11 protein-coding genes are annotated in these 12,622 nt (G+C 38.3%); 2 read left to right on the plus strand and 9 right to left on the minus strand.

Translation table 11 applies throughout. From position 1 onward, the window contains the following. Positions 1–71 precede the first annotated feature (71 nt). Complete coding sequence (locus CIK86_RS18980; RefSeq protein ID WP_086993399.1) at positions 72–875, minus strand: replication initiation protein; 804 nt, start codon at positions 873–875, stop codon at positions 72–74. 1,604 nt (positions 876–2,479) lie between these two features. Between CIK86_RS18980 and CIK86_RS18985 the strand changes: the two genes are divergently transcribed. Further along, positions 2,480–3,031 carry a DUF4879 domain-containing protein gene (locus CIK86_RS18985; protein ID WP_086993401.1) on the plus strand — a complete coding sequence of 184 codons (552 nt, stop codon included), beginning with the start codon at positions 2,480–2,482 and terminating at the stop codon, positions 3,029–3,031. A gap of 40 nt (positions 3,032–3,071) precedes the next feature. On the opposite strand, the gene CIK86_RS18990 is transcribed toward CIK86_RS18985, so the two are convergent. The 5 genes from CIK86_RS18990 to CIK86_RS19010 form a co-directional block, all read right to left on the minus strand. Further along, positions 3,072–3,509, minus strand: coding sequence for a hypothetical protein (locus tag CIK86_RS18990; protein WP_024604752.1), 438 nt, complete (start codon positions 3,507–3,509; stop codon positions 3,072–3,074). A 752-nt stretch (positions 3,510–4,261) separates the two neighbouring features. Then, positions 4,262–4,993, minus strand: a complete 732-nt coding sequence (locus CIK86_RS18995) for a hypothetical protein (RefSeq protein WP_086993403.1) — start codon at positions 4,991–4,993, stop codon at positions 4,262–4,264. Beyond that, positions 4,990–5,886, minus strand: a complete 897-nt coding sequence (locus CIK86_RS19000) for a tyrosine-type recombinase/integrase (protein WP_096317124.1) — start codon at positions 5,884–5,886, stop codon at positions 4,990–4,992. The genes CIK86_RS18995 and CIK86_RS19000 overlap by 4 nt, the downstream gene beginning before the upstream one ends. Beyond that, entirely contained in the window at positions 5,873–6,121 is a 249-nt protein-coding gene (locus CIK86_RS19005) for a hypothetical protein (RefSeq protein ID WP_096317125.1), read from the minus strand. Before CIK86_RS19005 ends, CIK86_RS19000 begins: the two co-directional genes overlap by 14 nt. Before the next feature lie 687 nt (positions 6,122–6,808). After that, positions 6,809–7,612, minus strand: a complete 804-nt coding sequence (locus CIK86_RS19010) for a replication initiation protein (RefSeq protein WP_086993399.1) — start codon at positions 7,610–7,612, stop codon at positions 6,809–6,811. Between the two features lie 1,604 nt (positions 7,613–9,216). On the opposite strand from CIK86_RS19010, the gene CIK86_RS19015 reads away from it, so the two are divergent. Further along, positions 9,217–9,768, plus strand: coding sequence for a DUF4879 domain-containing protein (locus CIK86_RS19015; protein WP_086993401.1), 552 nt, complete (start codon positions 9,217–9,219; stop codon positions 9,766–9,768). Positions 9,769–9,808: 40 nt separating this feature from the next. Here CIK86_RS19015 and CIK86_RS19020 read toward each other — a convergent pair whose 3' ends face one another. The 3 genes from CIK86_RS19020 to CIK86_RS19030 all read right to left on the minus strand — a co-directional run. Continuing rightward, positions 9,809–10,246: a hypothetical protein gene (locus CIK86_RS19020; protein ID WP_024604752.1), complete on the minus strand. Its 438-nt coding sequence runs from the start codon at positions 10,244–10,246 to the stop codon at positions 9,809–9,811. 752 nt (positions 10,247–10,998) lie between these two features. Continuing rightward, the gene (locus tag CIK86_RS19025; RefSeq protein WP_086993403.1) at positions 10,999–11,730 is read right to left on the minus strand and encodes a hypothetical protein; all 732 of its coding nucleotides are present in this window, start codon (positions 11,728–11,730) and stop codon (positions 10,999–11,001) included. Further along, positions 11,727–12,622 (minus strand): tyrosine-type recombinase/integrase (locus CIK86_RS19030; protein WP_096317126.1); only part of this gene is annotated, 896 nt, incomplete at its 5' end. The genes CIK86_RS19025 and CIK86_RS19030, both read right to left, overlap by 4 nt.

A 12,622-nucleotide genomic window follows, 5' to 3' on the forward strand; every position in this document is an offset into this window, starting at 1 on the left:
ACGGGGAGTTTGTACTGAGAAAACGTATTTAACATAAAAACCGGTATGGGCTATCAGAAAAGCAAGTTTAGCTAAAACCCCTCAAACTTCATTTGGTCATCTACTCGATAAGAGAATCTTAGCTTAGTTGCTTTACGCTGCTTCCTCTCGATGATTTCAACGCTTATATTCTTTATTTCAGTAGTGTCTTCAATGGTATCTATGCTTTGCTTGATAACACTACGATTAAACTCTTTAAACAACGGATAAGAATAAACTTTTACCTTATTCTTTATTGTGTAAAGCCCAAGCTCTTCCTTTAGTTCTTCAACAGTAATTTCAAAAAAACGGTCTTTCTTCTGACTTATTTTCTGCCTTATAAGTTGATATATGTTACTGGCATTTGTGTCTCTGAGTCGTGCGCTAGAGATAAGCACTTGAGTAGTGAAATTACCCTCTATCATGCAAATATACGGCTCCATTTGACGACTAAAGCTAATATCTACGTAACCGTCACCGTCCTCATAGTCACAGTATTCAGTGACGTTAAGCATGCGAACCCCTTTCCCGATAGGTTTCTTCCAAGGCCGATCTCCTTGGCGAGCTATAGGCGGTAAAAGCTGATCTTTTGGGATTCCTATTATCTGTTTCTGTAAATCCAACGTAGCGGATTTTAGTTGTTCGTAGGCTGTATTCATTTCCAGCTTAGCTATTTTAGCGTACTCACTAGCGTATATACGGAACACTTGGCCTTGTTTTACTATTTTTTTAGAGTCAAGTTGAGCTATGGCCATAAATAAAACGCGCCTAGATGATAAGGGCATCTTAGATAGTGTTTTGTTTATATCAGTTTTATGACGAACCTTTGTTTTACTCGATACGTTGTTTAATTTCATAGGTGTACTTTGTTTTTTTAATCACACACCTACTTTATAGGTGTGTTGCTTATCCTGTCAATATACACCCGTGTAAAAGAGAAGGATTTTTATCCACATGACTCGGTAGACGCACACCTTTAACTCGGTAGACGCACACCTTAACTCGGTAGACGCACACCTTTAACTCGGTAGACGCACACCTTTAACTCGGTAGACGCACACCTTTCAAATTTATTCTCTTTAATTTACAATGGCTTAAGCTGCCTCCTAAGTCTTTAAAGTCTTTTTAAGTTATACATAAAGTTTTTAAAGGTAAATTCAGCTGAAATTTGTGGATAACGCATTTCAAAAATTCACTTGATACCAACCCCTCTTAGGGGCCTTCCCCTCGCTTCCCCTCGCTTCGCTCGTACCGGCATACCCCAAGAACGCCTTCACTGCGCTCAGAATTGATTTTAAACGCTCGTTGAGCGCCAACCCAAAGCCTGAATCATTGGGGCAAACAAAATGCGTTAGCGTGGCTTACAGGCCGTGCATAATTGGTTTATCAGGGCACGAAGGAGCATCGGATCTGCTGTTCCTTTTGTGATCGCGTAGTTAAATTGATTTTATCGTTGAACTCTGTCGGGTTACCGCTCGTTCCTCGCTACGGCTTCGCCATGAAATATTTAAGCTTTGTAAGAGTGAGTAGCATTAGCTCCTATAACGAACTCTAAGAGCTTTCATCTTTCATTTGTGGATTTATCAGTGGATACCCTGATTTGCCCTCCTCGATGGCTGTCAGCTCGTTTTATGGTGGGTTACGGCTGTGTTTATCAAGCCTGCTTATTCAATAACTTTATCGAGTCCGTTCAAAAGTACCGTTCACATCACGCGTGTAACTTTCCCGTGTGCAATTCGTTATTAGCGCTTGCATGGCAAGGCCTCTAGGTTAATACGACAGTGTAACCTAGAGTGCCGCCGCACCTGTTTTTAATGTGAAATGGTAGATACACCGGCAATTATTTTAATAAATACTCACCTTTTGCTTATTCGTAAAAGTGCTATGCGTTAAATTATGATTAAGCGGAACTAAGGCGACAGGTTAATTTTTTCAGCGCCGCAGATAGTTAAAAAATTTTGTTAGTATCAAAGAAAGATAAAAAATGAAGGTAACCAGGCACGAGGCCTGGTTGAAAATCAACGATAGTAAAATGGCATGGATGCCACATTCTAACCGCCAATCTTTTACGGCAATTTAAGATTACACTGCGGTTGGGGCACTATCAATATTAATGAGCACGCCAGTGAAAATAGATATTCATTATAAAGTGAAAGCAGAAGGAAGGTTTTCTATTAATTTAATTTCCCTAATTGCTGTAGCCCAATTGGTTATAAGTTTAATAGGTTAATTGTTAGGTAGGGGGTATTGCAGGTCAAAGTGTGATACCCCATTATTTTAGCCGCTAAAATTAAAGTTTCACCGGTGAAACTCAATTGTTGGATGAAGGTCTTGTGTTTGATTTTCTGCTATCAGTTAACAAATATAAAAATTAATTATTTATCATTACATTTTCATTTTTTGACAATGCTAAAGACGTGAACTATAAATGCCTTTCAATTGATATTAAAAGGGAAATTAAATGACTTTAAAAACAACACTTCTTTCAACCATTCTTTTATCTACGTCTACCTTCTCAGGTTTCGCTTCAGCCGCTGACGTTGAAGCCGGTGTAGTTAAGCGTGTAGTGAAAATAGGTAATTCTTCATCATTAGCTTTGAATGCACCAGAAAGTAATAATATAAGAAAGGCATCATCAGTAGCACGAGCCGCCGCAAGTGGTGTTACTTATTTTGAAATTGGGATTGTATATTCAACAAATTATGGTCAAGAAATCATTCAAGAAACTCAAACTTCTACCGGAGATCATGGCGGGGCTACGTTAAATGTATATCTATGGCAATATGGTTACGGAAATCCAACCAACGCTACAATGAATGGTATTTCTAAAGCCGCAGGATATACTCAATATCGATGCGGCAGTGATTTGCATGTTTGTGCCTCTGGTGAAACCATAACAGGTTGGTTATATGGCTATGATTTTAGTGGCCAAGAATCAGGGCAATTTAATGTTGGTACGAACTCAACAGCATCCCCGTTTGGTTATTGGAGTGATTCAATTTATATAAATTAAAAGTTTAGCTAAATGGGAAGGGGTATCTTTTTCTTCCTCTTTAGCTAGATAAACTTTGTATTGTTTCTAAAATATTAAGCGCTCTTACTCTTAGTTGCGAGTCTCTTCCTGCCATTCCAAGTGACTGATCAAACTCCACTGATTTTTTTGCTAATGCTACGGTGTCATATTTTTCATTAGGGTCAAAGTTCATTTTAGGCGGTGCTCTAAGAGCCAAGCCTTCTTCAGGTGTTACTAACCCATTTAATTCCAAAGTGGAAGACATCTTAGATAATTCATTATAAGACATATTTTTAGGGTCATAGTGTTTGGCTATTTCTTGCAATTTACTCTCAGCATTAAGCCCTGCTTCACTAATTGTAATTTTGTCTGCCGTATTTTCATTTTTGACCGGAGTATTCGAGCTAGTTGTAGTATGAGGTGCATTACTTTGCGTTTGATAAATATGGCTTGCTTGGCTGTTACTGTTAATTAGCATGTTAATTCCTCCAGTGAATATGCTTTTTATGGGGTTATAGATAATAGAGCAAAAAACGAGCCAATAAAAAGGGGTAGTAATGCTGGCTTTAGTCTGGTTTTTACCATTGAGTGGGAATAATATTGCCGCTCTTTGAATCGTGGCGGCAAGGAAGGGGGGCTAACTTTTCTCTGATATTTAAAATAAAGCTTTCAAGTAGGCAATGTTAAAATGAAATATTGGGATTGAGATTGATACAAAAATAAGGGATATAAAAATTAATATCCATTTCAATTTTTTGAGTTCTTTTAGGTGATTGGCATTCTTAAGCGATTCATTTAGCCGCTGAATATTTAGTTCAACTTCGTGTACAGTTTCCTGTGTGGCCTGAACATATACCTGAAATGATGTATAAAAAATAATAATGTTATTATTTCTAAAACAAAACAGCAGTATTTTGAAGAGTATGAATACTTATTTTCTAATATTTCAAAAATAAATAACTCTAACTTTAAAAGATTATCTATTGTTGATGAATTTTGTAATCCGAACTGCTTGTATCAAGACGAAGGTGGAAGACCACTTTATTTTGACAGTATCACTTAACGTTAACAGGAAGTAAGTTAATAAGGGATAGCCTACTAAAATCAATAAGTGAATAAAAGTTCGGAGCGCCTATCGTATTAGGTGCTCCATTTCAAATCATCTAGATATTCGGGGGGTGGGGGTAAACTCTAAAAATGGGGGCGTTATAAAGTGTTTTTTGAATCTTTTTATTTATCTTTTATCAAACTAGGATGGTGCTTTTTAACGAATTTAAATAGCTCATCCTGATCTGTTTTAAGCTTATCTAATTTTAGTTTATAGCGCTGCATTGCTTTCCCAGCGTGAATTTTACTAAACTCTTCTTTTGATTTTAAATCCTCAGCTTCGGACTGCTTGGCTTTTGCTTCGTTTACGAAGGTTATTGCTTCTCTTTTTAATTTTTCAGCACTGCGCCTTTCGTTTTCAGCTTCAATTAATTTTTGTTGAGCCCTATTTTGTAGCCTCTCTGCTTCTGCAAATTCATCGTTGAGTGCGTTTTTCGCGGTTTCTTCTGCACTATTAGCCTGCTCTATTTTGTTTTGTAACTGTTTTTTATATTCATTTAAGTCATGTTCGTTTTTAGCTTCAAGAGATTTGATTTTATTACTTAATTCAATGTTTACAAGTCTGTGCCCACAGAAGAAAAACAAAAATATAAATGCTGTTCCACCAACTAATGCACCTGTAGCTAAGGCTAAGCTGTTATCCCATACGTTTTCCCAGCCTAACTTTGTATTGCTGGTACTTTTAAATGTAACCGTTAACTCGCCATCAGCACTTTCGGTGTAAGCGAATTTTTTTAGGCCTTTATAAAATTTCACATCACCACTAACCCTGCTCTCGTAGTAATTATCGAGAGATTGGTACCCAAAGTAACCGGCTAAACCTAAAGCAATAACAAGAGCGAAAAGGTATTTCATCGTAAGTAAACCTCTGTGATATCCGGTCTAAAATGCCCCATTTCTTGGCTAACAGTTTCTAGACGCGTAGTGTAATTTAATCTTTGATTTTGTAACTCGGACATACGTTCTTGAGCGTATGAGTGACGAACGCCATGTGCACCAGATGACCACCCAAGAGCACGATTTGATGCTGCAGAAAATGAGTTAGACCAGCGTTGGCCACCTGCAATATCATACTGAGAACGATAATTTATGCCTCTGTCGCTTACTGTGTTTGCTGTGTCCAGGCGTTTGCTTTCTAAGCGTTCTGAAAGTGAATGAGGTAAAACGACTTCTCGTACAAGACCGCCTTTCCCTTGTACGGTGTAACGTACTCCATCACGACCATTAAATTTACTTTCTAGTGCAGGTCTGTCTGATGGGGCTCGCTCTTCTATTCGTTGTAACGTCAATAATTCATGTGCACGTAGTCCAGCCGCATATGCAATTTCTGTTGCCAGTGCGTTACGTTCAGTTTGTGCTGAGGCTATGGCGTGTACTTGCTCTGGAGTATAAGAGCGGCTGGCTTCTATGGTTTCACGCTCAGATTTTATTGAAGAGTCTAGTTTGTTATTTTTGTCTAGTGTTTTTGTAATGTTGTGCATCATGCACTGTATTGCTTGGCGCTCCATATTTAATTGCGATTGACGAACTTTTTCAGCGCGGATGTTCAAGTATGAATTGGCGGTTTCTGGGGTCATTCCTCTTAATGAGTCACCTAGCCCATATTGCTGCATATTCTTCGCCACACTTTCCAGTGCACCGCGATAATTATCAACCGTTCTTATGGAGTCTAATATATTGTTACGTGTGAAGTCCTTGGTGACAGAAAATGCTTGCTGCTCAGGGGTTTTTACACTAAATCTTGCCATGAATATCTTTACTTTTTAACCAGCGATGAACAGTAGATTCCGCTACTACGAAGCGTTTTTTTTTGCTTAACCAACGTGTGATCTCTGCTATTGTCGAGCCCTTTTGGCGCAATCCTTCTATCTCAGCATGATACTTATCTAACCTTGATTTGCGCTGGCTATAGCTGCGCTTTCTGCGTAGCTCTGAATCTTTTTTTAACTCTGCAACTTCTTTATCTGGATCAAAATTGGTCATAATTTCTCTTTGTAAGTCTAACTGGAAAAGCTGTCGCTTAACTCAGCGGTAACTGAATACCTATTCGCCCCTGTTTTGCAATATCGTTTGCATAGGTTCGGACTGTTCTCACCTTAAAACGCATCAATTAAAGTTGATAAGACTTAAGCTTTACGAGCTTTAGAACGGATTTTCTCTTTTCTGAGAAGCGTATAGCCTCCAAATTTACTGTATGGGTTCAGTACTGAAACGGTTGTTTTCAGTCTCGGTTTGATTTGGTACTAACCGGTAAAGTACGGTGCTATAGGCACTACTCTTTAAGAGCTTCCTATATTACAAACAACAAAAAAAAAGTCAAAAATAAATCAATTTCACGCAATGCGTTTTAGATTTTGCGTGAAATTGCTGTATGGCTCTAACCCGCTGGGTTACAGCTCGTTTTACGAGTTGTACCCAGCGGGTTGGAGGTTTGCACAATTTTCAACTTTTTTACGCTGTTTTGGCGGGGGCTAACGCGCTGCGCTTGTTGGCTCACAAAAACGTTTAAAATCGCCCACAGGCGATTTTAATCCGTTTTTGGAGCTTGCACTGAATCTGAATGTGAACCGGGTAAAAACAAACGCTTTGTTGGGCACAAACGGGGAGTTTGTACTGAGAAAACGTATTTAACATAAAAACCGGTATGGGCTATCAGAAAAGCAAGTTTAGCTAAAACCCCTCAAACTTCATTTGGTCATCTACTCGATAAGAGAATCTTAGCTTAGTTGCTTTACGCTGCTTCCTCTCGATGATTTCAACGCTTATATTCTTTATTTCAGTAGTGTCTTCAATGGTATCTATGCTTTGCTTGATAACACTACGATTAAACTCTTTAAACAACGGATAAGAATAAACTTTTACCTTATTCTTTATTGTGTAAAGCCCAAGCTCTTCCTTTAGTTCTTCAACAGTAATTTCAAAAAAACGGTCTTTCTTCTGACTTATTTTCTGCCTTATAAGTTGATATATGTTACTGGCATTTGTGTCTCTGAGTCGTGCGCTAGAGATAAGCACTTGAGTAGTGAAATTACCCTCTATCATGCAAATATACGGCTCCATTTGACGACTAAAGCTAATATCTACGTAACCGTCACCGTCCTCATAGTCACAGTATTCAGTGACGTTAAGCATGCGAACCCCTTTCCCGATAGGTTTCTTCCAAGGCCGATCTCCTTGGCGAGCTATAGGCGGTAAAAGCTGATCTTTTGGGATTCCTATTATCTGTTTCTGTAAATCCAACGTAGCGGATTTTAGTTGTTCGTAGGCTGTATTCATTTCCAGCTTAGCTATTTTAGCGTACTCACTAGCGTATATACGGAACACTTGGCCTTGTTTTACTATTTTTTTAGAGTCAAGTTGAGCTATGGCCATAAATAAAACGCGCCTAGATGATAAGGGCATCTTAGATAGTGTTTTGTTTATATCAGTTTTATGACGAACCTTTGTTTTACTCGATACGTTGTTTAATTTCATAGGTGTACTTTGTTTTTTTAATCACACACCTACTTTATAGGTGTGTTGCTTATCCTGTCAATATACACCCGTGTAAAAGAGAAGGATTTTTATCCACATGACTCGGTAGACGCACACCTTTAACTCGGTAGACGCACACCTTAACTCGGTAGACGCACACCTTTAACTCGGTAGACGCACACCTTTAACTCGGTAGACGCACACCTTTCAAATTTATTCTCTTTAATTTACAATGGCTTAAGCTGCCTCCTAAGTCTTTAAAGTCTTTTTAAGTTATACATAAAGTTTTTAAAGGTAAATTCAGCTGAAATTTGTGGATAACGCATTTCAAAAATTCACTTGATACCAACCCCTCTTAGGGGCCTTCCCCTCGCTTCCCCTCGCTTCGCTCGTACCGGCATACCCCAAGAACGCCTTCACTGCGCTCAGAATTGATTTTAAACGCTCGTTGAGCGCCAACCCAAAGCCTGAATCATTGGGGCAAACAAAATGCGTTAGCGTGGCTTACAGGCCGTGCATAATTGGTTTATCAGGGCACGAAGGAGCATCGGATCTGCTGTTCCTTTTGTGATCGCGTAGTTAAATTGATTTTATCGTTGAACTCTGTCGGGTTACCGCTCGTTCCTCGCTACGGCTTCGCCATGAAATATTTAAGCTTTGTAAGAGTGAGTAGCATTAGCTCCTATAACGAACTCTAAGAGCTTTCATCTTTCATTTGTGGATTTATCAGTGGATACCCTGATTTGCCCTCCTCGATGGCTGTCAGCTCGTTTTATGGTGGGTTACGGCTGTGTTTATCAAGCCTGCTTATTCAATAACTTTATCGAGTCCGTTCAAAAGTACCGTTCACATCACGCGTGTAACTTTCCCGTGTGCAATTCGTTATTAGCGCTTGCATGGCAAGGCCTCTAGGTTAATACGACAGTGTAACCTAGAGTGCCGCCGCACCTGTTTTTAATGTGAAATGGTAGATACACCGGCAATTATTTTAATAAATACTCACCTTTTGCTTATTCGTAAAAGTGCTATGCGTTAAATTATGATTAAGCGGAACTAAGGCGACAGGTTAATTTTTTCAGCGCCGCAGATAGTTAAAAAATTTTGTTAGTATCAAAGAAAGATAAAAAATGAAGGTAACCAGGCACGAGGCCTGGTTGAAAATCAACGATAGTAAAATGGCATGGATGCCACATTCTAACCGCCAATCTTTTACGGCAATTTAAGATTACACTGCGGTTGGGGCACTATCAATATTAATGAGCACGCCAGTGAAAATAGATATTCATTATAAAGTGAAAGCAGAAGGAAGGTTTTCTATTAATTTAATTTCCCTAATTGCTGTAGCCCAATTGGTTATAAGTTTAATAGGTTAATTGTTAGGTAGGGGGTATTGCAGGTCAAAGTGTGATACCCCATTATTTTAGCCGCTAAAATTAAAGTTTCACCGGTGAAACTCAATTGTTGGATGAAGGTCTTGTGTTTGATTTTCTGCTATCAGTTAACAAATATAAAAATTAATTATTTATCATTACATTTTCATTTTTTGACAATGCTAAAGACGTGAACTATAAATGCCTTTCAATTGATATTAAAAGGGAAATTAAATGACTTTAAAAACAACACTTCTTTCAACCATTCTTTTATCTACGTCTACCTTCTCAGGTTTCGCTTCAGCCGCTGACGTTGAAGCCGGTGTAGTTAAGCGTGTAGTGAAAATAGGTAATTCTTCATCATTAGCTTTGAATGCACCAGAAAGTAATAATATAAGAAAGGCATCATCAGTAGCACGAGCCGCCGCAAGTGGTGTTACTTATTTTGAAATTGGGATTGTATATTCAACAAATTATGGTCAAGAAATCATTCAAGAAACTCAAACTTCTACCGGAGATCATGGCGGGGCTACGTTAAATGTATATCTATGGCAATATGGTTACGGAAATCCAACCAACGCTACAATGAATGGTATTTCTAAAGCCGCAGGATATACTCAATATCGATGCGGCAGTGATTTGCATGTTTGTGCCTCTGGTGAAACCATAACAGGTTGGTTATATGGCTATGATTTTAGTGGCCAAGAATCAGGGCAATTTAATGTTGGTACGAACTCAACAGCATCCCCGTTTGGTTATTGGAGTGATTCAATTTATATAAATTAAAAGTTTAGCTAAATGGGAAGGGGTATCTTTTTCTTCCTCTTTAGCTAGATAAACTTTGTATTGTTTCTAAAATATTAAGCGCTCTTACTCTTAGTTGCGAGTCTCTTCCTGCCATTCCAAGTGACTGATCAAACTCCACTGATTTTTTTGCTAATGCTACGGTGTCATATTTTTCATTAGGGTCAAAGTTCATTTTAGGCGGTGCTCTAAGAGCCAAGCCTTCTTCAGGTGTTACTAACCCATTTAATTCCAAAGTGGAAGACATCTTAGATAATTCATTATAAGACATATTTTTAGGGTCATAGTGTTTGGCTATTTCTTGCAATTTACTCTCAGCATTAAGCCCTGCTTCACTAATTGTAATTTTGTCTGCCGTATTTTCATTTTTGACCGGAGTATTCGAGCTAGTTGTAGTATGAGGTGCATTACTTTGCGTTTGATAAATATGGCTTGCTTGGCTGTTACTGTTAATTAGCATGTTAATTCCTCCAGTGAATATGCTTTTTATGGGGTTATAGATAATAGAGCAAAAAACGAGCCAATAAAAAGGGGTAGTAATGCTGGCTTTAGTCTGGTTTTTACCATTGAGTGGGAATAATATTGCCGCTCTTTGAATCGTGGCGGCAAGGAAGGGGGGCTAACTTTTCTCTGATATTTAAAATAAAGCTTTCAAGTAGGCAATGTTAAAATGAAATATTGGGATTGAGATTGATACAAAAATAAGGGATATAAAAATTAATATCCATTTCAATTTTTTGAGTTCTTTTAGGTGATTGGCATTCTTAAGCGATTCATTTAGCCGCTGAATATTTAGTTCAACTTCGTGTACAGTTTCCTGTGTGGCCTGAACATATACCTGAAATGATGTATAAAAAATAATAATGTTATTATTTCTAAAACAAAACAGCAGTATTTTGAAGAGTATGAATACTTATTTTCTAATATTTCAAAAATAAATAACTCTAACTTTAAAAGATTATCTATTGTTGATGAATTTTGTAATCCGAACTGCTTGTATCAAGACGAAGGTGGAAGACCACTTTATTTTGACAGTATCACTTAACGTTAACAGGAAGTAAGTTAATAAGGGATAGCCTACTAAAATCAATAAGTGAATAAAAGTTCGGAGCGCCTATCGTATTAGGTGCTCCATTTCAAATCATCTAGATATTCGGGGGGTGGGGGTAAACTCTAAAAATGGGGGCGTTATAAAGTGTTTTTTGAATCTTTTTATTTATCTTTTATCAAACTAGGATGGTGCTTTTTAACGAATTTAAATAGCTCATCCTGATCTGTTTTAAGCTTATCTAATTTTAGTTTATAGCGCTGCATTGCTTTCCCAGCGTGAATTTTACTAAACTCTTCTTTTGATTTTAAATCCTCAGCTTCGGACTGCTTGGCTTTTGCTTCGTTTACGAAGGTTATTGCTTCTCTTTTTAATTTTTCAGCACTGCGCCTTTCGTTTTCAGCTTCAATTAATTTTTGTTGAGCCCTATTTTGTAGCCTCTCTGCTTCTGCAAATTCATCGTTGAGTGCGTTTTTCGCGGTTTCTTCTGCACTATTAGCCTGCTCTATTTTGTTTTGTAACTGTTTTTTATATTCATTTAAGTCATGTTCGTTTTTAGCTTCAAGAGATTTGATTTTATTACTTAATTCAATGTTTACAAGTCTGTGCCCACAGAAGAAAAACAAAAATATAAATGCTGTTCCACCAACTAATGCACCTGTAGCTAAGGCTAAGCTGTTATCCCATACGTTTTCCCAGCCTAACTTTGTATTGCTGGTACTTTTAAATGTAACCGTTAACTCGCCATCAGCACTTTCGGTGTAAGCGAATTTTTTTAGGCCTTTATAAAATTTCACATCACCACTAACCCTGCTCTCGTAGTAATTATCGAGAGATTGGTACCCAAAGTAACCGGCTAAACCTAAAGCAATAACAAGAGCGAAAAGGTATTTCATCGTAAGTAAACCTCTGTGATATCCGGTCTAAAATGCCCCATTTCTTGGCTAACAGTTTCTAGACGCGTAGTGTAATTTAATCTTTGATTTTGTAACTCGGACATACGTTCTTGAGCGTATGAGTGACGAACGCCATGTGCACCAGATGACCACCCAAGAGCACGATTTGATGCTGCAGAAAATGAGTTAGACCAGCGTTGGCCACCTGCAATATCATACTGAGAACGATAATTTATGCCTCTGTCGCTTACTGTGTTTGCTGTGTCCAGGCGTTTGCTTTCTAAGCGTTCTGAAAGTGAATGAGGTAAAACGACTTCTCGTACAAGACCGCCTTTCCCTTGTACGGTGTAACGTACTCCATCACGACCATTAAATTTACTTTCTAGTGCAGGTCTGTCTGATGGGGCTCGCTCTTCTATTCGTTGTAACGTCAATAATTCATGTGCACGTAGTCCAGCCGCATATGCAATTTCTGTTGCCAGTGCGTTACGTTCAGTTTGTGCTGAGGCTATGGCGTGTACTTGCTCTGGAGTATAAGAGCGGCTGGCTTCTATGGTTTCACGCTCAGATTTTATTGAAGAGTCTAGTTTGTTATTTTTGTCTAGTGTTTTTGTAATGTTGTGCATCATGCACTGTATTGCTTGGCGCTCCATATTTAATTGCGATTGACGAACTTTTTCAGCGCGGATGTTCAAGTATGAATTGGCGGTTTCTGGGGTCATTCCTCTTAATGAGTCACCTAGCCCATATTGCTGCATATTCTTCGCCACACTTTCCAGTGCACCGCGATAATTATCAACCGTTCTTATGGAGTCTAATATATTGTTACGTGTGAAGTCCTTGGTGACAGAAAATGCTTGCTGCTCAGGGGTTTTTACACTAAATCTTGCCA

It is taken from the genome of Pseudoalteromonas sp. JB197 (assembly GCF_002332205.1).
Lineage (GTDB): Bacteria > Pseudomonadota > Gammaproteobacteria > Enterobacterales > Alteromonadaceae > Pseudoalteromonas > Pseudoalteromonas nigrifaciens.